18 protein-coding genes are annotated in these 20,600 nt (G+C 69.2%); 8 read left to right on the top strand and 10 right to left on the bottom strand.

Annotation, left to right across the window (positions count from 1 at the left end; genetic code table 11):
- Positions 1-58 precede the first annotated feature (58 nt).
- The 6 genes from ABD927_RS09520 to ABD927_RS09495 all read right to left on the bottom strand — a co-directional run bounded on the left by ABD927_RS09520 (position 59) and on the right by ABD927_RS09495 (position 5,058).
- Positions 59-1,084, bottom strand: a complete 1,026-nt coding sequence (locus ABD927_RS09520) for an isopenicillin N synthase family dioxygenase (RefSeq protein ID WP_345248681.1) — start codon at positions 1,082-1,084, stop codon at positions 59-61.
- A 45-nt stretch (positions 1,085-1,129) separates the two neighbouring features.
- Entirely contained in the window at positions 1,130-1,957 is an 828-nt protein-coding gene (locus ABD927_RS09515) for an amino acid ABC transporter ATP-binding protein (protein WP_345248679.1), read from the bottom strand.
- Positions 1,950-2,606 (bottom strand): ectoine/hydroxyectoine ABC transporter permease subunit EhuD, encoded by a 657-nt coding sequence (gene ehuD, locus ABD927_RS09510; RefSeq protein ID WP_345248677.1) that lies wholly within the window; start codon positions 2,604-2,606, stop codon positions 1,950-1,952. The genes ABD927_RS09515 and ehuD overlap by 8 nt, the downstream gene beginning before the upstream one ends.
- Positions 2,603-3,325, bottom strand: coding sequence for an ectoine/hydroxyectoine ABC transporter permease subunit EhuC (gene ehuC / locus ABD927_RS09505; RefSeq protein ID WP_345248675.1), 723 nt, complete (start codon positions 3,323-3,325; stop codon positions 2,603-2,605). Before ehuC ends, ehuD begins: the two co-directional genes overlap by 4 nt.
- 257 nt (positions 3,326-3,582) lie before the next feature.
- Positions 3,583-4,287 (bottom strand): SAM-dependent methyltransferase, encoded by a 705-nt coding sequence (locus tag ABD927_RS09500; protein WP_345248673.1) that lies wholly within the window; start codon positions 4,285-4,287, stop codon positions 3,583-3,585.
- A 3-nt stretch (positions 4,288-4,290) separates the two neighbouring features.
- The gene (locus tag ABD927_RS09495; RefSeq protein ID WP_425570222.1) at positions 4,291-5,058 is read right to left on the bottom strand and encodes a class I SAM-dependent methyltransferase; all 768 of its coding nucleotides are present in this window, start codon (positions 5,056-5,058) and stop codon (positions 4,291-4,293) included.
- 86 nt (positions 5,059-5,144) lie between these two features.
- Between ABD927_RS09495 and ABD927_RS09490 the strand changes: the two genes are divergently transcribed.
- On the top strand, positions 5,145-5,924 hold the full coding sequence (locus ABD927_RS09490; RefSeq protein ID WP_345248671.1) for a helix-turn-helix transcriptional regulator: 780 nt from the start codon (positions 5,145-5,147) through the stop codon (positions 5,922-5,924).
- Between the two features lie 28 nt (positions 5,925-5,952).
- Positions 5,953-6,762, top strand: coding sequence for an SDR family NAD(P)-dependent oxidoreductase (locus ABD927_RS09485; RefSeq protein ID WP_345248669.1), 810 nt, complete (start codon positions 5,953-5,955; stop codon positions 6,760-6,762).
- Positions 6,763-6,808: 46 nt separating this feature from the next.
- On the opposite strand, the gene ABD927_RS09480 is transcribed toward ABD927_RS09485, so the two are convergent.
- A complete protein-coding gene (locus ABD927_RS09480) occupies positions 6,809-7,417 on the bottom strand; it encodes a TetR/AcrR family transcriptional regulator (protein ID WP_345248667.1) in 609 nt (202 codons plus the stop codon).
- Positions 7,418-7,666: 249 nt separating this feature from the next.
- Between ABD927_RS09480 and ABD927_RS09475 the strand changes: the two genes are divergently transcribed.
- The 6 genes from ABD927_RS09475 to ABD927_RS09450 all read left to right on the top strand — a co-directional run bounded on the left by ABD927_RS09475 (position 7,667) and on the right by ABD927_RS09450 (position 17,197).
- Entirely contained in the window at positions 7,667-8,725 is a 1,059-nt protein-coding gene (locus ABD927_RS09475; RefSeq protein WP_345248787.1) for an efflux RND transporter periplasmic adaptor subunit, read from the top strand.
- Positions 8,722-11,838, top strand: coding sequence for an efflux RND transporter permease subunit (locus ABD927_RS09470; protein ID WP_345248665.1), 3,117 nt, complete (start codon positions 8,722-8,724; stop codon positions 11,836-11,838). The genes ABD927_RS09475 and ABD927_RS09470 overlap by 4 nt, the downstream gene beginning before the upstream one ends.
- 131 nt (positions 11,839-11,969) lie before the next feature.
- Positions 11,970-13,421: an efflux transporter outer membrane subunit gene (locus ABD927_RS09465; RefSeq protein WP_345248663.1), complete on the top strand. Its 1,452-nt coding sequence runs from the start codon at positions 11,970-11,972 to the stop codon at positions 13,419-13,421.
- Between the two features lie 181 nt (positions 13,422-13,602).
- A complete protein-coding gene (hpnD, locus tag ABD927_RS09460) occupies positions 13,603-14,472 on the top strand; it encodes a presqualene diphosphate synthase HpnD (protein ID WP_345248661.1) in 870 nt (289 codons plus the stop codon).
- Complete coding sequence (shc, locus tag ABD927_RS09455) at positions 14,469-16,469, top strand: squalene--hopene cyclase (protein WP_345248659.1); 2,001 nt, start codon at positions 14,469-14,471, stop codon at positions 16,467-16,469. The genes hpnD and shc overlap by 4 nt, the downstream gene beginning before the upstream one ends.
- Before the next feature lie 14 nt (positions 16,470-16,483).
- Positions 16,484-17,197, top strand: coding sequence for a phosphorylase family protein (locus ABD927_RS09450; protein WP_345248657.1), 714 nt, complete (start codon positions 16,484-16,486; stop codon positions 17,195-17,197).
- A gap of 36 nt (positions 17,198-17,233) precedes the next feature.
- Here ABD927_RS09450 and ABD927_RS09445 read toward each other — a convergent pair whose 3' ends face one another.
- Genes ABD927_RS09445 through hpnH form a run of 3 tightly spaced genes read right to left on the bottom strand, consistent with a single transcriptional unit; the run spans position 17,234 to position 20,567 of the window.
- Positions 17,234-18,475: a glycosyltransferase gene (locus ABD927_RS09445; protein WP_425570221.1), complete on the bottom strand. Its 1,242-nt coding sequence runs from the start codon at positions 18,473-18,475 to the stop codon at positions 17,234-17,236.
- Positions 18,445-19,446, bottom strand: a complete 1,002-nt coding sequence (gene hpnA / locus ABD927_RS09440) for a hopanoid-associated sugar epimerase (protein ID WP_345248653.1) — start codon at positions 19,444-19,446, stop codon at positions 18,445-18,447. The genes ABD927_RS09445 and hpnA overlap by 31 nt, the downstream gene beginning before the upstream one ends.
- Complete coding sequence (gene hpnH / locus ABD927_RS09435; RefSeq protein ID WP_345248651.1) at positions 19,446-20,567, bottom strand: adenosyl-hopene transferase HpnH; 1,122 nt, start codon at positions 20,565-20,567, stop codon at positions 19,446-19,448. Before hpnH ends, hpnA begins: the two co-directional genes overlap by 1 nt.
- Between the last annotated feature and the right edge of the window lie 33 nt (positions 20,568-20,600).

Genomic DNA, 20,600 nt, shown 5'->3' with positions numbered 1-20,600 from the left:
ATAATGCGCGGCATGTCCTTTTCCCCCATGCAGTTTCAGTCAAAAATCGGAACCGGATTCATTTCGAGCCGAGGTTGTAGTACCACTGCCTCAGCTCGCGATAGGTCATCGTTTCGTACTGGGGCGGGTTTTCCGGCGAAACGCAGGTGGGCACGCATTCGATCACCGCATCGCCGCTGGGGCCGAAGAAAACCGGCACCGAATAGCGCTCGCGGCCGGCGGAATTGATCACGCGGTGCTTGGTCGACAGGTAGCGGCCGTTGGTCCAGCGCACCATGACGTTGCCGGTATTGATCAGGAAAGTGCCCGGGATATTCTCGACTACGCGCCAGTGGCCCGATGGCATCCGCACCGCCAGGCCCGGCACCGACGATTGCGCCAGCAGCGTCATGAAACTGTTGTCGGTATGCGGCGCGATGCCGTACTGGCGGTCGCCCACGCTTTCCTGCGGCGGATAATGCAACAGCGAAACGGTCAGGTGCGGCGTGGTGAAAAAGCGGTCGAAATAATCGGGCCGCAGGTCCAGCGACACGGCCCATAATGGCAGGAACGACCGGCCCAGTTTCTCGATCTGCAGCGCATATTCCTTCACCACGTCGCGGAACCCGGGCAGGTTTTCCGGCCATTTGTTCACCGGCCTGTAGTCGGGATGATCGGCGGGCAGTTCGCGCGAGATCAGGAATTTCGCCAGCAGATTGGGCTTGGCGTCGGCAACGATATTGACGTTGGTTTTCTTGCCTGCGGCGCGCATGGGCACGTAGCCGGTCTGGAAACTGTCCACGTAGCCGTGCGGCGTCTGCGCCTTCACTTCTTCCGGCAGCGAATGGAAACGGCGGGCCTGGGTGAACACGTTGTCCACCAGTTCCTGCGGCACGCCGTGGTTCTTGACGTAGAAAAACCCCACCCGCTGGCTGATCCGGCCCAGTTCGCGGGCCACTTTCGCGCGGCCGCTTTCGCTGCCCTCCAGATAGGGGGCGAGGTCCAGCACCGGAATTTCTTCGTCGGAGTCCGGATAATCCATCAGGCGCAGCTCTTCCTCGGTATCGGCGAGCACGCCTTTCATCGGATTCAAATCTACCTTCATGGTCTGTCTTCCTTCGGTTGCCGATTCGCCCGGCAGGCGCGCGCCTCAGCGTCCCTCGCGATCGATGATCGCGCGCAGGAACTGCCGGGTCCGTTGATGGGCGGGTTCCTTCAGAACCTGCTGGGGCGGGCCGTCTTCGACGATCGATCCGGAATCGAACATCAGGATCCGGTCCGCGAATGCGGCGGCGAAGCTGATCTCGTGGGTGACCATCATGATCGCCATGTCGTGGTCGTCGGTCAGCTTGCGCACGACCTGCAGCACCTCGCCCACCACCTCGGGGTCGAGCGCCGAGGTGATCTCGTCGAACAGCATGATGCGGGGCCGCAGGCCGATCGCCCGCGCGATGGCCACGCGCTGCTGCTGGCCGCCCGAAAGCTGGGCCGGCCGCTGGTCGAGGTGCTTGCGCAGGCCGACCTGGGTCAGCAGTTCCTCGGCGCGCTCGTTGGCCACGCGGATCGGCTCGCCCAGCACGTGGCGGATCGGCTCCCTGACGTTCTCCAGCGCGGTCATGTGCGGGAACAGATTGAACTGCTGGAACACCATGCCTACGCACTGCCGCACTTCGCGCGCTTGCCGCTCGTCGCCGGGCTTGCGCTTGCCGCCCTTGGGCCACAGGGGGCGGCCGGCAATCTCGATATCGCCGGCGTCCGGGCGGTCGAGGCCGATCAGCAGCCGCAGGATGGTGGTCTTGCCCGAGCCGCTGGGGCCGATCAACGCTACCCGCTCGGCCGGCCGCAGCTGCAGGCCGACGTTGTCGAGCACCCGGCGCGCGCCGTACGATTTGGTGATTCCGCGCATCTCGGCGATGGGCTCGGACGAAGGCGCGGCCTGCGACCGCGCGTCGTTCTGGAGATCGAGCAGTTTAAGCAAAGCGGCGCTCCACATATCGGAACAGAATGGCCAGCGGGTAGCTGATCAGCCAGTAGAGGATCCCGGCCATCGTGATCGGCTCCACGAAGCGGAAACTTTCATAGCCGGCGTCCATCGCCTGCCAGAACATTTCGGTCACGGTAATCGTGGACAGCAGCGCCGATTCCTTGAACATCACGATCACGTAGGTGGCCAGCATCGGCGTCACGATGCGGGCGATCTGCGGCAGGATGACGCCCAGCCACACGCGCGGCAAAGGCAGGCTCAGCACCAGACAGGCCTCCCATTGGCCCGGCGGCACGGCCTCCAGCCCGGCGCGGTAGATCTCCGACATATACGAGCTGTAATAGATGCCCAGCGCCAATATGCCCGCCGTCAGCGGCGAGAGTTTCAGGCCGGCGAGCGGCAGCACGTAGAACCAGAAAAACAGCTGCACGATGAGCGGCGTGCCGCGCAGGAAAATGACGGCGCCGGAGGCGGCCTGGCTGAGCACGGGCAGCCGCCAGATCCGCACCATGGTCCAGACGAAACCCAGCGCGGCGGCCACCAGTGAGCCGGCCAGCGTGGCCAGCACCGTCAGTTCCAGCCCCCTGGCCAGACGGGGCAGCAGCGAGAGCGCGTAGGCCCAATCCCAGGAAAAAGCATTCATTTCGACAGCGCCCAATCCGGAATCTGAGACTTGCCGCGCGTCCCGATCCGGGATGCGTCGCCGCGCCCGGCGGCCGCCGCGGCGTGCCGTTCCCACAGCCGCGCGGCCGAACCCAGCACCACCGAAAGCAGGAAGTAAATGGCCAGGGTCACCAGATAGATGCCGGCGGTGCTGCCCGTGGTCGATTTGATCTGCCCGGCCCGGAACGACAGTTCCTGCACCGTGACCAGCGACGCCAGCGAGGTGAATTTCAGAAGGGTGATGAGGGTATTGCCGAAGCCCGGGATGAGAATGGGCAGCGCCTGCGGCAGCGTGACGTGCCGGAATACGTACCAGCGGGAAAGATGCAGCGCGACCGAGGCCTCTTTCTGGCCGCGCGGCACGGCGTCGAACGAAGAACGGACGATTTCGGAGAAATAACTGCCGCAGTTCAGGCCCAGCACGAAAGTGGCAGCCCAGAATGGCGACAGCTGGAAACCGAACATCGGGAATACATAATAGGCCCAGAACAACTGGACCAGCGCCGAGGTGCCGCGGAAACCCTCGACGACGAAGCCGGCCAGGTATCGCAGCGGGGCATTGTGCGAAACGCGCAGCGTGGCCAGAATGAAGGCCGACAGCACGGCCAATACCAGCGCAGCGGCCGTCACTTCCAGGGTGACTTGCGTCCCTGTCAGAAGATAGATGAATATCGCGCTCAGGTCCTGCGAAGCTAACACAACATCTCCCGGATGACGTGCCGTTGGACTGCCGATTCATATATTCGTACAAATATTGGAACAAATACTAGATTCGTTCCAAATTTAAGTCAATAAATAATTTCGGCGCATCTGGCCACCATCAGTTATTCAGGATTCTGTTAGTTTCTTGGATACAAGAATCCCGCCCCCGGATAAACCGGGTTCTGTTTCGGAAGGGGGAGGGTGATTCCGCGGGGGGAAGGCGTCGTGGCCGACGCGCCCTCTCCGCAGCAGGTCTAGCCGATGCGGCGGGCGATCCAGCCGCCCCAGAACAGGCTCGAAAAAAACATGTCGGGCGCGGTGAACCCGGCGCCGGCCAGCAGGCCGGCAATGTCTCCGTCATCGGCCGGCGGGTCGGCGCCCTGCAGGATCTTGCCGATCTTGGCCTGGACCTCCTCCTCGGCCGTGCCGGCCATGCGCCAGCGCGTGGCCCAGGCCGACAGGAACAGCGGCCGGTCCGCGTAGGCGCCCCGGTTGCCCGCCAGGATGAAAGGCGCGCCCGGCTTCAATCGCGCGGCGACCTCCTGGAGCAGCGCGAGCTTGGCCGCGCGCCCCGGCACATGATGCAGCACGCCGATCAGCGTGGCGGCATCGAAGGAGCGCTCTTCGCCGAGCGTCTCGACGCCGCCCAGCTGCCATGAAGTACGGGCCGACAGGCCGGCGGCCTCCACCGCGGCCCGCGCGCTCGCCAGCATCGGCGCCGACGGATCGACGGCAGTGAAGCGCCAGCCGGGTTCCAGGCGGCCGGCGGCCAGCACTTCCTGCGCCGTGCCGCCGGCCCCCACGACCAGCACCCGGGCGCTGCCGCCATGCCCCAGCGATGCGGACAGGAGACAGGCGGCCAATTCGTGGCACGCCTCGTATCCCGCGAGCGCGATACGGCTCTGGACCGCGTATTCGCCGGCGCGGCCGGCGTCGAACTTGTCTGCTGAAGAGGTCATGAGCTAGTGCGCCAAAGCCTCGACCATCAGCACGTCCATCACGAAAGAGCCGTCGTCCTCGATCGCGAAATGCCGCTTCGTCTCGTCCGAGGCCGCCTTCTGCAAGGCCCGGATGGCGCGGACGTTTTCCTCGGGCGTGCGCATGCGCGCAATCCAGACGGGGAAATCCATGCGCAGCCGCCACGTGCGGCTGGCAGTGGGAACGAAACCGCTGCGGCCCAGCGCGGCGGCCCATTCGGCGGCCGTATAGTCGCGCACGTGCGAGGTATCGCGCAGCAGTTCGACCGCCTGCAGATGGGTGTCGAACAGCGCCGGGCCGGTCGAACAGATATCGATGAATACCGCCCGGCATCCTGGCTTGAGCACGCGCCGCGCTTCGCGCAGCCCGCCGTCGAAATCGAGCCAATGGTGGGCGGAATAGCGGCAGGCCAGGAAATCGAAACTGCCGTCGGCGAACGGCAGCCGCTCGGCCGCCGCCATCGCGGTCTCGATATTGGCCAGGCCGCGCTCGTTGGCGGTGGACGCCACCGCCGCCAGCATTTCGGACGACAGGTCGGCCGCCGTTACCTGCCCGGCATGGCGCGCCATCAAATAGGAAACGTGCCCGCCGCCGGCGCCCAGGTCCAGCGCCCGCGCGGGCTTGAGCTGGCCGACGAGCGCCTCCAGCGCTTCGAGATCCGGGCCCCGCGCGTGGACCGCGCTTTCGACATAGGCCTTGGCGCGCGGGCCGAACTGGGCCTCCACCGCCTTCTGGTGTGGGTTCTGCATCATCGACTCCTTTCATGTTGCGTGGAAGGCATTATCCGGGAGCCATAAGCTATTACAAGTCAGAACCTTATCCTATTATAATTCTCCACATGCTCGAAACGGACCAAAAACGCCTGCTGGGGGAATTCATCCGCGCGCACCGCGAGCGCGCCCGCCCTCCCGCGCCCGGGGGCCGCCGCCGCACGCCCGGCCTGCGGCGGGAAGAACTGGCGGCCATGGCCGGCATCAGCGTGACCTGGTGCGCGTGGCTCGAACAAGGGCGCCCGGTGCAGGCCTCGCCCGAAACCCTCGGCCGCCTCGCACAGGCGCTGGCATTGAACCGCGCCGAGCGCGCCTATCTGTTCGAACTGGCCGGCCGCCTCGACCCCGAACTGCCGGCCGAGCCCCGCGCCGACGCACCGCCGTCGCTGGTGGCTGCCGTGAACGCCACCCGGCATCCGGCCTATGGGCTCGACCGCCTGTGGAACGCCTGCTGCTGGAACGACGCCGCCGCCCACCTGTTTTGCGGCTGGCTGGATGGCGACCATCAGCGCAATCTGCTGCGCTTCATCTTCCTGGAGCCCGCCGCCCGCGCGCTGATCCCGCAGTGGCAGGACCGGGCGCGCAGGCTGCTGGCCGAATTCCGCGCTGACTACGGCCACATCTTCCGCGACGCCCACGTCAGGAATTTCATCGAGGCGCTCAAGAAGGAAAGCCCGCTGTTCGCCCGCACCTGGGACGACCAGGACGTCCAGCATCGCGAGGGCGGCCTGCGCGCCTTCGACCACCCGCGCGATGGCAGGCTCTGCTTCGAACAGCACACCTTCAGCCTGGCCGAACGGCCCGACTACAAGCTGGTCATGCTCACGCCCGTCGTACTATCCGATTGACGACGCACACGGAAGACGGGAGGCAGGCATGGCAACAGGCCGCATGGCGGGAAAAGTGGCATTCCTTACCGGCGGGGGCGCCGGCATCGCCCGGGCCACCGCCCTCGCGTTCGCGCGCGAAGGCGCGAAAGTCGCGCTGGCGGAACTCAACCGGGAGGCGGGCAGCAGCGCGGAAAAGGAGATCCGCGAAGCCGGCGGCGAAGCGGTCTTCGTCCACGCCGACGTGACCCGGGACGCAGACGTCGCGCGCGCCGTATCGCAAACGGTGGAGGCCTTCGGCCGGCTCGACGTGCTGTTCAACTGCGCCGGCGGCTCCTCGTTGAACGATGCGCCGGTCCATGAAATGGACCTGGAAGTCTGGCACCGGACCATCGCCCTCAACCTGCTCCATCCCTTCCTCTGCTGCCGGCACGGCATTCCCCACCTGATCGCGGCGGGCGGCGGCTCGATCATCAACGTCGGCTCCCACATGGGCCTGGTCGGGACGATCAGGCCGGCCTACGCGGCGGCCAAGGGCGGGCTGATGTCGTTCACGCAGACGCTGGCGGCGCAATATGCCGACCATGGCATCCGCGCCAACGTGCTGGCGGTGGGCACCGTGAGTTCGGAACGCAATGTCGCCCGCTACGCAAACCCGGAATGGCAACGGGCCAACCCGGCCGCCGCCGCCACCCGCGAACTGTCGAAAAAACTCTATCCCTTCGCCTTCGGCACGCCGGCCGACGTCGCCGCGATCGCGGTTTTCCTGGGCAGCGACGAATCGCGCATGATCACTGGCACGACAGTCGCTGCAGACGGCGGAAGGTCGAGCTATCTGAAGATCCACGCCGGCGGATAGCGGCGGCCGACGCCGCGTTCGGCCGCGCGTCCGGCAGGAACGCGCCCTAGGCGTCCAGCGCGACCTTGCGGAAAAAACCGTCCAGCACCGACTGCACCACCTCGTCCGGAACGTCCTGCGGGTCCAGCGTGTGGAAGAATTGCATGCCGTCGCACAACGCGACCAGGCCTAGCGCCAGTTGCTTCGGCGGCAGCGGCAAGGGCGTGCCGACCCGGGCCGCGAAACGGTCGATGTAGTCGATGATGGCCTGCCGCTTCTCGCGCACGAACTCGGCAAAGCGTTCCTTGAACTGGGGATCGCGCACCGCCTGCATGCGCGCCTCGACCCACAGCAGAAAGCATTTGTTGTCGCGGTAGATGGTGCTGTAGTACTGCAGGACGCGCGCTTCCATGTCGGCGGCCGAGGCATCGTCGAAAATGTCTTCCATGCCGCGCATGATCCGGTCGTGGTCGCGCCGCAGCAGGGCAAGGAACAGCTCGAGCTTGCTGTCGAAATTGGAGTAGAAGGCGCCACGCGTATAGCCGGCCGCCTCGGAGATCTCCTCGACGCTGGCGGCCGCCACGCCGCGTTCGATGAAGATGGACTGCGCGGCGTCCATCAGCCGCTGGCGCGTCTGGTCGCGGCTTTGCTCGCGGGTAAGGCGGATCCGGGTCATGGGGCGATGTTACCACCCGACTGTATCCGGATACAGCCATGCATTCGAACGTATCGTTGTCGCGAGCCGGACCGACTACCACCCGTTTCTTTGTTGCCACGCACTCAAATACATTTCTGTATCTGAATACAGAAACGCACTAGAATTCCGGAGTGTATCAAATCCCCTGGCAGGCTATCCGTGACCCCGACCCGCCGTTCCGCTGCCCTCCTGCGCCCCTTGCTGGGCCTGGCCCTGATTCTTCCCCTGATGCTGGCGGGCTGCGGCAAGAAGCCGCCGCCCGCCGCGCCGCCCAGGCCCGTGGTTGCCGTGGCCGCCACGGCCGACGGCCAGGCGCCCGGCCTGTCCCTGCCCGGCCAGATCGCGGCCCGCTATTCCACGCCATTGTCGTTCCGCGTGGCCGGCAAGATCGTCGAACGCAAGGTCCGCCTGGGCGATGTCGTCAAACCCGGCCAGATCCTGGCCCGGCTCGATCCGGCAGACCTCGCCAAGAACCTGGCCGCCGCCCGCGCCCAACTCGACGCAGCCCAGCACCAATTTGATTACGCCAGACAGCAACTGGAGCGCGACCAGGCCCAGTCGCGGGAGAATCTGATCGCCCCGGCGCAGATGGAACAGACGCGCAATGCCTACGCGGCGGCCCTGGCCCAGCGCGACCAGGCGGCGCAGCAGGCGGCGCTGGCCGGCGACCAGGTGAACTACGCCACCCTGGCGGCCGACCATGCCGGGGTCATCACCGCCGAACAGGCCGACACCGGGCAGAACGTGGCCGCCGGCCAGGCCGTGTACAACCTGGTCTGGAGCGGCGAGCTGGACGCCATCAGCGACGTGCCGGAATCCGCGCTGGCTTCGGTGGCCCGCGGCCAGCGCGCCACCATCACGGCCGGCGCCCTGCCCGGCCGCCGCTTCGCCGCGCGTGTGCGCGAGATCGCGCCGGCCGCCGACGCGCAAAGCCGCACCTACCGGGTCAAGCTCGGCATCGAATCGCCGCCGCCGGAATTGCGGCTGGGCATGACGGCCGACGTCGCCTTCGCCGCCCCCGACAGCGCGCCGTCCGCCACCTTCACGCTGCCGTCCACCGCCCTGTTCCACGATGGCCAGGACCCTGCGCTATGGGTGGTCAGGCCGGGCGACGACACGCTCGAATTGCGGCGCGTGCAGGTCGGCCGCTACGGCGAGCGCACCGTCACGGTAACGGCGGGCCTGCAGCCCGGGGAACGGGTGATGTGGCAAGGCGTGCATACCGTATCGGCCGGCGAGAAGGTGCGCGTGGTCGCCCCCCTGCATCCCGAGGACTTCGCGCGATGAGCCCCGCCAGCAACCCGCCGCCGCCCGGCGGCCCGCAGCAGGGCGAAGAACCGCACCGCTTCAATCTGTCGGCCTGGGCGCTGCGGCATCGCGCGCTGGTGACCTTCCTGGTGGCGATGGCCACCGTGTTCGGCATTCTCGCCTACCGCGACCTGGCGCAATCGGAAGACCCGCCCTTCACTTTCCGCGTGATGGTGGTGCAAACCGAATGGCCGGGCGCCAGCGCGCGCCAGGTGCAGGAACAGATCACCGATCGCCTGGCCCGCAAACTGCAGGAGATGCCGGCCATCGATTTCATCCGCAGCTCGTCGCGGCCGGGCGAATCGCTGCTGTTCTTCACCATGAAAGACTCGGCGCCCGCCAGCGAGGTGCCCGAGGAGTGGTACCAGGTCCGCAAGAAGCTGGGCGACATCGCCGGCACGCTGCCGGCTGGCGCGCGGGGCCCCTACTTCAACGACGAGTTCGGCGACGTCTACACCAACATCTATACCCTGGAAGGCGATGGCTTCACGCCCGCCCAGCTGCGCGACTACGCCGACACGCTGCGCACCGTGCTGCTGCGGGTGCCGGGGGTGGCCAAGATCGACTATTTCGGCGACCAGGAAGAACGCATCTACCTGGACATCCCGAATTCCCGCCTGGCCGGCCTGAACATTTCGGTGCCCCAGCTGGCGCAGGCCATCCAGCAACAGAACGCCGTGACCGGCGCCGGCACCATCACCACCGGCAACGACCGCATATTCGTGCGCCCCAGCGGCCAGTTCGCCAGCGTCCAGGCGCTGGCCGACATGCTGGTTTCCATCAACGGCCGCAGCTTCCGGCTGGGCGACATCGCCGACATCCACCGCGGCTACCAGGACCCGCCCTCGACCCAGATGCGGGCGGGCGGACAGCCGGTGCTGGGCATCGGCATCACCATGCAGCCCGGCGGCGACGTGATCCGGCTGGGCCAAGCGCTGGACGCCAAGACCGACGAACTGCGCGCCCAGTTGCCGGCCGGGCTCAAGCTGACGCAGGTTTCCAGCATGCCGCACACCGTGGCGCATTCGGTGGACGATTTCCTGGAAGCGGTGGCCGAGGCGGTGGGCATCGTGCTGGTGGTGAGCCTGGTGTCGCTGGGGGTGCGCACCGGCATGGTGGTGGTGATCTCGATCCCCATCGTGCTGGCGGTGACGGCCCTGTGCATGCACCTGTTCGACATCGGCCTGAACAAGGTGTCGCTGGGCACGCTGATCCTGGCCCTGGGCCTGCTGGTGGACGACGCCATCATCGCGGTCGAGATGATGGCGGTGAAGCTGGAGCAGGGCTGGAACCGCACGCGCGCCGCCGCCTTCGCCTACACCAGCACCGCCTTTCCGATGCTGACCGGCACGCTGGTCACCGTGAGCGGCTTCCTGCCCATCGCGCTGGCCAAGTCGTCCACCGGCGAATACACGCGTTCCATTTTCGAGGTGTCGGCCATCGCGCTGATCTCGTCTTGGTTCGCGGCCGTGGTGCTGATCCCGCTGCTGGGCTACAAGCTGCTGCCGGAGCGGCCGCGCCCGGCCGGCGACGGCCATGCTCATGAACACGAACACGACATCTACGACACCCGCTTATACCGGCGCCTGCAACGGTGGGTGGCCTGGTGCGTGGACCAGCGCTTCGCGGTGCTGGCCATCACCATCGTCCTGTTCGTGGTGGCGCTGGCCGGCTTCACGCTGGTGCCGCAGCAGTTCTTTCCCAGTTCCGACCGGCCCGAGCTGCTGGTGGACCTGCGGCTGCAGGAAGGCGCGTCGTTCCAGGCCACGCTGCGCGAAACCGAGCGCCTGGAAAAGGCGCTGGAAGGCCGGCCCGAGATTGACCACACGGTCAGCTTCGTGGGCACCGGCGCGCCGCGCTTCTACCTGCCGCTGGACCAGCAATTGCCCCAGCCCAGCTTCGCGCAGTTCGTCATCACCGCCAGGTCGATCGAAGACCGCGAGAAGCTGGCCGGCTGGCTGGGCCCGGTGCTGGGCGAGCAATTCCCCGCCGTGCGCACGCGCCTGTCGCGGCTGGAGAACGGGCCGCCGGTGGGGTTTCCGGTGCAGTTCCGCGTGAGCGGCGACGACATCGGCACGGTGCGCGGCATCGCCGAACGCGTGGCGGCCGAAACGCGCGGCGACGCCCGCACCACCAACGTCCAGTTCGACTGGGACGAACCTTCCGAACGCTCGGTGCGCTTCGAGGTCGACCAGCAGAAGGCGCGCCAGCTGGGCATCGGCTCGGCCGACGTTTCCGCCTTCCTGGCCATGACGCTGTCGGGCTACACCGTGTCGCAATACCGGGAGCGCGACAAGCTGATCGGCATCGACCTGAGGGCGCCCGAGCGCGAACGGATCGACCCTTCCCGCCTGGAAGCGCTCGCCATTCCCACGCCCAACGGTCCGGTGCCGCTGGGCGCCATCGGCCGCGCGCATGCCGAGCTGGAATACGGCGTGATCTGGGAACGCGACCGCCAGCCCACCATTACCGTGCAGGCCGACGTGCTGGGCGGCGCCCAGGGCATCGACGTGACTGGCGCGATCGATCGCAAGCTCGACGCCATCCGCGGCACGCTGCCGGTGGGCTACCGCATCGAGGTGGGCGGCCCGGTGGAGGAAAACGCCAAAGGGCAGTCGTCGATCAACGCGCAGATGCCCATCATGGTGATCGCGGTGCTGACCCTGCTCATGATCCAGTTGCAGAGCTTCGCGCGCGTCATGCTGGTGGTGCTGACCGCGCCGCTGGGCATGATAGGCGTGGTGGGCGCGCTGTTGCTGCTGGGCCAGCCGTTCGGCTTCGTCGCCATGCTGGGGGTGATCGCCATGTTCGGCATCATCATGCGCAACTCGGTGATCCTGGTCGACCAGATCGAGCAGGACATCGCCGCCGGGCACTCGCGCTTCGACGCCATCGTCGGCGCCACCACGCGGCGCTTCCGCCCCATCACCCTCACGGCCGCCGCCGCGGTGCTGGCGCTGATTCCCCTGCTGCGCAGCAATTTCTTCGGCCCGATGGCCACCGCGCTGATGGGGGGCATCACCAGCGCCACCGTGCTGACGCTGTTCTACCTGCCCGCGCTGTACGCCATATCGTTCAAAGTAAGGAGATGACCCCCTGCGCGCTTCGCGCGCCCCCCAGGGGCGGCACTGGCGGACCGGCGAAGCCGGATCCGCTGTGCCCTGGAGGGACGGGGGCCTGTTTTGGGCCGTGCGGGCAGCGTGCGGCACCGTGGAGAATCAGGATGACGATCGATTTCGTACCGCTGCTGCGCCGGGTCCGGCCGTGGGGGCTTGCGCTACTTGGGCTGACGCTGGCCGCCTGCGCGCTGGGGCCCGATGGCAGCCCGCCCGAAGCGCCGCGGCCGGCCCGCTATGGCGCGCAGCCTTTGGCGGCGCAGACGGCGGCCGCGGGTGGGGTGGCGCAGCGCTTCGAGGTGGGCGCCAGGCCGGTGCCGGAGTGGTGGAAGGCGTATGGATCGCCAGCGCTCGACGCGCTGGTGGCCGAGGGCCTGGCCAATAGTCCGGACCTGGCCGCGGCCGACCGGCGGCTGTCGGCCGCGCGGGAACAGTTGAAGGCGCAGATCGGCGGCAACCTGCTGCCTTCGGTCGACGCGGGCGCGGAAGCCAGCCGCGGGCGTCGCCTGGCGCTGCCCACCACGCCCTCGCCCACCGCGCTGTACAACCTGTTCGTGGGCCAGTTGCAGGCGCAGTACACCTTCGACCTGTTCGGCGCGGCGCGCTATGCCAATGCCTCGCTGGCCGCGCGCGTGGACCGGCAGGTGTTCCAGCTGGATGCCGCGCGCCGCGCGCTGGCCGCCAACATCGTCACCGGCGCCATCGATGCCGCGGTGCTGCGCGCGCAGATCGAGGCCACCGAACGGCTGGTCGCGCTGGCCGCGCAGGATGCGCGCGAGACCCAGCGCCGCCACGAGCTGGGCGCCGTGGCGCAGGGCGATGCGCTGGAAGCCCGGCGCAGCGCGGCCGCGCTGGCGGCCTCGCTGCCGGGCCTGCGGGCGCAATGGCAGGCGACCCGGCATGCGCTGGCGGTGCTGCTGGGCCGCACGCCCGACCAGGCGCCCGAGGATCTCGATATCTCGCAGCTGGCCACGCCGGCGCAGCTGCCGGTGGTCGTGCCCTCGGAACTGCTGGCCGCGCGTCCGGACATCCAGGCGGCCGATGCGGCGTTGAAGGCAGCCGCGGCCAACGTGGGCGTGGCGACCGCGCAGATGTATCCCAGTCTGTCGCTGTCGGCCACGATGGGCAAGGGCGGGTTCGACTGGTCCAGGGCATTGTCCGGCGCCGGAGACATCTGGACCGTGGGCGCGTCGCTGTCGATGCCGCTGTTCCATGGCGGCGCCTTGCGGGCGCAGCGCCGGGCCGCCCTGGCCGACTACGACGCGGCGGTGGACGACTATCGGCAGACGGTGCTGGCGGCGTTCCGCAACGTGGCCGATTCGCTGGCCCGGCTGGAACAGGACGCCGATGCGCTGGCCGCCGCCGATACGGCCAGGGAGGCCGCCGGCCGGGCTTTCGCCGATGCCAGGCGGCGGGTAGAGCTGGGGGCCGTCCCGCCTTCGGCGGCGCGTGCGCGCGAACAGCAATACCTGGATGCCCAGGTGCAGGCGCTGGCGCGCGCAGGCGCGCGATTGAGCGACACGGCCGCGCTGTTCCAGGCCATGGGGTCGATGGAATAAGCCCACCCCTACGCGCGCAAGGGATGGCCCACCCCTACGCGCTTCGCGCGCCCCTCAAGGGGCGATGCGGGCGGACCGGCGGAGCCGGATCCGCCGCATCCTGGAGGGGAACGCGGTGCATGCGTCGGGATATATGCTATTTTTGGGGGCTTCGAGAAGAGCTTCATACACCCGAGGGTCCATGGGCGTCGTTCAAACGATGGAAGCGCATCCGGCCGAAGCCGCGGCGGCGCCCGCCGCCGTCGCATCCGGCAGTTCCTTCTACAAGGCCATGCGCATTCTGCCGCGCGACCAGCGCGACGCAATGTTCGAGATCTACTCGTTCTGCAGACAGGTCGACGACATTGCCGACGGCGATGGCCCACGCCAGGCCCGGCTCCAGGCGCTCGAACAATGGCGCCGCGATATCGACCGGCTGTACGCCCCGGCCCAGCCGCCGGCTCGCCTGGCGGGGCTGGCCTCGGCCGTCGCCCGCTACGGGCTGGAGCGGCACGACTTCCTGGCCGTCATCGACGGCATGCAAATGGACGTGGAGGCCGCCATCGTCGCGCCCGACGCCGACACGCTGGACCTCTACTGCGACCGCGTCGCCAGCGCGGTGGGCCGGCTGGCCGTCAAGGTCTTCGGCATGCCGCGCGACGCCGGCCTGGCCCTTTCGCACCACCTGGGCCGGGCGCTTCAGCTGACCAACATCCTGCGCGACATCGATGAAGACGCCGGTCTCGGACGCGTCTACCTGCCGCGCGAGCTGCTGCGGGCGGCCGGCGTCGAACGGCCGGGCCCCGAGGCCGTCCGCGCCGCCGCGCTCGATGCCGCCTGTCTTGCGCTGGCGGCGCAGGCGCGCCGGCACTTCGATGCGGCCCGCGCCATCATCGCGCAAAGCCCGCGCCGCACGGTGCTCGCGCCGGCGGTGATGGCCGACGCCTACGGCCTGGTGCTGGCCAGGCTGGTGCGGCGCGGCTTCGCGCCGCCGCGCGCGCCGGTCCGGCTGTCCCGGCTGCAGAAGGCAGGTCTCGCGCTCTTGCTGCTGAGGCACCGGCTGTTCCGATGACCGGCAGCGCGCAAAGGATCGAATCCGGGCCGCCGGCGGCTCACGCGGCATCGGCCGCCGGCGCCTCCGCGCGGCTGGACCGCGGCATCGCGGCGGCCCGCGACGCCCTGCTCGCGCTGCAGCGCGACGATGGCCACTGGGTATTCGAACTCGAGGCCGACGCCACCATCCCGGCCGAATACGTGCTGCTGGTCCACTATCTGGGCGAGACGCCCGATCCCGGCCTGGAAGCCAAGATCGCCCGCTACCTGCGGCGCATCCAGGGCGCGCACGGCGGCTGGCCGCTGTTCGACGGCGGCGGCTTCGACATGAGCGCCAGCATCAAGGCCTACTTCGCGCTGAAGATGACAGGCGATGCGCCCGACGCGCCGCACATGGCGCGGGCGCGCGCGGCCATCCTGGCGCACGGCGGGGCCGCCGGCGCCAACGTCTTCACCCGCTTCCTGCTGGCGCTGTACGGCGTCATCCCGTGGCGCGCCGCGCCGGCCATGCCGGTGGAGATCATGCTGCTGCCGGCCTGGTTTCCCTTCCACCTGTCCAAGGTCTCGTACTGGGCGCGCACCGTGATCGTGCCGCTGCTGGTATTGCAGACCCTGAAGCCGCGCGCCCGCAATCCGCGCGGCGTCACGATCGACGAACTGTTCCTGGCCCCGCCCGACCACACCGTCCCGCCACGCCGCGCGCCGCACCAGAAACGCGCCGGGTTCGCGTTCTTTTCGGCGATCGATGCCGTGCTGCACGCCACCGCCCGCTTCATGCCCGGAAAGCCGCGCCGCCGCGCCATCCAGGCCGCGCTCGATTTCGTGGGCGAACGCCTCAATGGCGAGGATGGCCTGGGCGCGATCTTCCCGGCCATGGCCAATGCCGTGATGATGTACGACGCGCTCGGCTATCCGCCCGAGCACCCGCAGCGCGCCATCGCCCGCCGCTCGGTGGAAAAGCTGCTGTGCGTGGGCCAGACCGAGGCCTATTGCCAGCCCTGCCTGTCGCCCGTCTGGGACACCGCGCTGGCGGCGCATGCGCTGCTGGAAACGGGCGACGCGCGCGCCATCGAGCGGGCCGGCCGCGGGCTCGACTGGCTGCTGCCCTTGCAGATCCTCGACGTGCGGGGCGACTGGACCTGGCGGCGCCCCGGCGTGCGCCCCGGCGGCTGGGCCTTCCAGTACGCCAACCCGCACTACCCAGACGTGGACGATACCGCGGTCGTGGCCATGGCGATGGACCGAGCCGCCCGGCTGCGCGGCCGCCCCGGCGACTACGCCGAGGCCATCGGCCGCGCCTGCGAATGGGTGGTCGGACTGCAAAGCAGCAACGGCGGCTGGGGCGCCTTCGACCCCGAGAACGAATACTTCTACCTGAACAACATCCCCTTCGCCGACCACGGCGCGCTGCTGGATCCGCCCACGGCCGACGTCTCGGCGCGCTGCCTGTCGATGCTGAGCCAGCTGGCGTCCGATCCCGCGCGCGCGGCATCGGCCCGGCGCGCCCGCGACTACCTGCTCGCCTGCCAGGAGGCCGACGGCAGCTGGTACGGGCGCTGGGGCATGAACTACATCTACGGCACCTGGTCGGCCCTGTGCAGCCTGCGCGCGGCCGGCGAGCCGGTGGACGCGCCGGCCATGCGGCGCGCGCGGCAGTGGCTGCTGTCCATCCAGAACCCGGACGGCGGCTGGGGCGAGGACGGCTCGAGCTACAAGCTCGACTACTGCGGCTACGAGGCCGCTCCCAGCACCGCGTCGCAGACGGCCTGGGCCCTGCTGGGCCTGATGGCCGCCGGCGCCGAGCATGCACCGGCCGTCGCGCGCGGCGTCGATTACCTGCTGCGCACGCAGAATGCCGACGGGCTGTGGGACGAGGCGCGCTTCACCGCCACCGGCTTCCCGCGCGTGTTCTACCTGCGCTACCACGGCTATCGCAAATTCTTCCCGCTGTGGGCGCTGGCGCGTTACCGCAATCTGACGGTGCGCGACGCCTGTCCCGTTCCGTGCGGGATGTAAGCGTGGCCGGCGGCATGGTCCTGGTCGCCGCCGGCCTGGCCTTCGAAGCCGCCATCGCGGCCGGCGACGGGGTGCGGGTGGTATGCGGCCAGGGTACGGTCCTGGCCGCGCGCCTGCAGGCGCAGCTGGGCGCGCCACGGCGGGCGGAACCGGGCGGACTGCCCTGCGCCGGCCTGGTCAGCTTCGGCACGGCCGGCGGGCTGGTCGACGGCTTGCGGCCGGGCGACTGGATCGTGGCGCGCGCGGTGCGGCACGGCGGCGCGGTCCCGAGCGGCAGGTCCCGCTACCAGGCGGTCCCGTGCGACGAGGCCTGGTCGCTGGCCCTGCTGCGCGCCCTGCCCCGCGCCGTCCATGCCGACATCGCGGGCGTATCCGCCCCAGTGGCCGCCGCGGCCGGCAAACGCGCTCTGCACGCGGCCACCGGCGCCCAGGCCGCCGACATGGAATCGCAAATCGTCGCTGCCGCCGCGCTCGCCCACGGACTGCCCTTCGTCTGTTGCCGCGTGATCGTCGATCCCGTGGAACGCGACCTGCCGCCGGCCGCCCTGGCCGGCAGCCGTCCCGACGGTTCGGTAGACCTGCCTGCCGTGCTGCGCTCGCTGCTGCGAAACCCGAAGCAGTTGCCCGCCCTGCTTGCGGTGGCCCGCGACGCCAATCGGGCAAGACAGGCGCTGAAAGCGGGCCGCCGGGCGATCGGCCAGGGCTTCGATGGCATGGCGGGCTCTTGATCCGTATCATGCCCGACTCGCGGAAGGCGCACGGGCTCAGCGCGGCGCCTGCGCCCGCCCTTTCCACATTCCGCCGCGCCCGCGCCAGTGCTGCCAGGCCGAATCGAAGGTGAAGGCGGTGTAGAGCAGCGCCACGGCCGGCAGCACCGGGCCCCATAGCGGCGAGCGGCCGTAGAAGCGCAGCATGGGCTGGTAGGACAGCGCCATCAGCAGCCAGGCGAGCGCGCCCAGTCCTTGCGCCCCGCCGCTGGCGAACAAGGCCAGCAGCGGCGGTGCGACGAAGGTGAGCAGCAGCGATGCGATGGTGCCGGCGAGCAGCAGCGGCGAATAGTCGAGCTGGGCATAGGCGGTGCGGGCCACCATGCGGCGGATCTCGCCCAGGTGGTCGTAGGGGCGGACGCTGACGGCGCGGCGGGTCAGGCCGAGCCAGATGGCGCCCTGGGATTTCAGCCGGGCGGCCAGGGCACAGTCGTCGATGATCTCGCCGCGGATGGCGTCGATGCCGCCGGCGGCCTCCAGGGCCGCGCGGCGCACCAGCATGCAGCCGCCCGCGGCCGCGGCGATGCGCCGGTCGCGGCGGTTGACCCAGGCGAAGGGGTACAGCATCTGGAAGAAATAGACGAAGGCCGGGATCAGCGCGCGTTCGAACCACGCATCGCAGCGCAGCCTGGCCATCAGCGACACCAGCACGCGGCTCCCGGCCATGGCGCGCGCGACCAGATGGCGCAGATTGTCGGGGGCATGCGCGATGTCGGCGTCGGTCAGCAGCAGGAAATCCGGCGCGCCGTCCTGGTCCGGCCCGCCGCCGTTGTCTGCGCAGGCCGCGGCGATGCCTTGGCGCACGGCCCATAGCTTGCCGGTCCAGCCGGACGGCAGCGGCGCGCCGGCCAATACCTGCAGGCGGCCGGCCGCCCCCGCCCCGGCGGCCGCGGCTTGCGCCATTGCCGCCGTGCCGTCCGTGCTGTGGTCGTCGACCACCACCACTCGCAGCGGGCCGGGATAGTCCTGGCGCAGCAGGCTTTCCACGGCCTGGGCAATGGAGGCCGCCTCGTTGCGGGCCGGGATCACGGCCGTGACGGCGGGCCAGGCGTCAGCGCCGGACAGCGGCGGCGCGGGTTCGTTCCGGGGAGGCGACCCAGGCCCGGGTTGGTCGTCGCGTTCGCGCGCGCGCCAGAATCCCCCGCGTGCCGTCAGCATGACGATCCAGATCAACAGCGACACGCCGCCGATCGCCTGCGCCGCTGCGGTCACGGCAGATACCCCGCGCCGCGGAACCATGCCAGCGCGTCGCGCAGTCCTTCCGCATGGGGCCGGGCGGCATAGCCCAGTTCGCGGCGGGCCTTGTCGGAACTGAAGAACATCAGGTAGCGCGACATCTTCAGGCCGTCGACGGTCACGAAGGGTTCCTTGCCGGTGAAGCGCGCCACGCCCTGCGCGGCCAGCGCCAGCGGATACAGGGGCCAGCGCGGCAACTCGACGCGGGGCGGCCGGCGCCCGGCCAGCGCGGCGATTTCCCCCAGCATGTCGCGCAGCGTCACGTCGTCGCCGCCGAGGATGTAGCGTTCGCCGATCGTGCCGCGCTCGAGCGCCAGCAGGTGGCCATGCGCGACGTCGTCCACGTGGACCAAGTTCAGGCCGGTATCGACGAAGGCCGGGATCTTGCCGAGCGCCGCCTCGACGATGATGCGGCCGGTGGGCGTGGGCTTGATGTCGCGCGGCCCGATCGGCGTCGATGGATTGACGATGACGGCCGGCAGGCCGCGTTCGGCGATCATGTGCTCGACCAGGCGTTCGGCGGCCACCTTGCTGCGCTTGTAGACGCCGATGGCCTGCGCCTCGTCGGCCGGCGAGGTTTCGTCGACCGGCGCGCCGGCGCCGGCCGGCCGCACCCGCAGGGTCGCCACGCTGCTGGTGTAGACGATCCGCTCCACGCCCGCCTGCAACGCGGCTTCCATCACGGCCCGCGTTCCGTCCAGGTTGGCGCGCATGATGTCGTCCGGATCCGGCGCCCACAGCCGGTAGTCGGCGGCCACGTGGAACAGGTGGCGCACGCCGCGCAGCGCGCGCCGCATCGACTCGGGGTCGCGCATATCGCCTTCGATGGTGTCGGCGTCCAGTCCCCGCAGGTTGCCGCGTGGGCTGGTGGGCCGCACCAATACCCGCAACGGCCAGCCGCGCGCCAGCACGGCGCGGGCGACCGCCGCGCCGACGAAGCCCGAGGCGCCGGTCACCAGCACCGGATCGCCCATCAGGCCTTCTGCCGGCGCAGCTCGTGCAGCTTGATCTCGACGTGGCGCGAATACACGTATTCGGCCGGCCGCTGCTTGTCGAGCGACACGTCGGGCGCCATCGCGCCCTCGGTCTTGACGCCCTTGAGCGCGACGCCCAGCGCGCGCCAGGGGCGCTGCAGCGTGTCCTGCACCGCGGTTGCCTCGTAGCCGCTGTGCACCATGCAATCGGCGCACTTTTCGTAGTTGCCGGTGCCGTAGTTGTCCCAGTCGGTGGTTTCCATCAGCTCGGCGTAGGTCTTGGCATAGCCCTCGCCCAGCAGATAGCACGGCCGTTGCCAGCCGAACACCGTGCGGGTGGGGTTGCCCCAGGGCGTGCAGTGGTAGGTGCGGTTGCCGGCCAGGAAGTCGAGGAACAGGCTGGACTGGCTGAACGACCAGTCGCGCCCGCCGCGGCCGCGCTTGAGGATGTCGCGGAACAACTGCTTGGTCTTCTCGCGGTTCAGGAAGTGCTGCTGGTCGGGCGCGCGTTCGTAGGCATAGCCGGGCGATACCGTGATGCCGTCGATGCCCATTTCCTTGACGCTGTCGAAGAAGCGGGCAACCTGCTCGGGCTCGGCATCGTTGAACAGCGTGCAATTGATGTTGACGCGGAAGCCCTTCTGCTTGGCCAGCCGGATGGCCGCCACCGCGCGCTCGTAGACGCCCGGCTGGCAGACCGACTTGTCGTGCATTTCCTGGTCGCCGTCGAGGTGCACCGACCAGACGAAGAAGGGGCTGGGCCGGTAGTCGTCGATCTTTTTCTCGAGCAGCAGCGCGTTGGTGCACAGGTACACGAACTTGCGGCGCGCGATGATGCCGCGCACGATCTTCGGCATGTCTTTGTGCAGCAGCGGCTCGCCGCCGGCGATGGACACCACCGGCGCGCCGCATTCGTCCACCGCGCCCAGCGCGTCTTCCAGCGAAAGGCGCTGGTTCAGGATCTCGTCGGGGTAGTCGATCTTGCCGCAGCCGGCACAGGCCAGGTTGCAGCGGAACAGCGGCTCGAGCATCAGCACGAGCGGATAGCGCCTGACGCGCATGAGCCGCTTTTTCATCAGGTAGGCGCCGATGGTCATCGACTGCAGGAGGGGAATGGCCAAGTTTGTGCTCCGTGTTGGCGCGTAAACGGCGGC

Origin of the sequence: Pigmentiphaga soli (assembly GCF_039541095.1) — a bacterium.
GTDB classification, from domain to species: domain Bacteria; phylum Pseudomonadota; class Gammaproteobacteria; order Burkholderiales; family Burkholderiaceae_B; genus Pigmentiphaga; species Pigmentiphaga soli.
The sequence above is the reverse complement of the archived record's forward strand: the minus strand, read 5'-3'. Positions and strand labels throughout refer to the sequence as shown.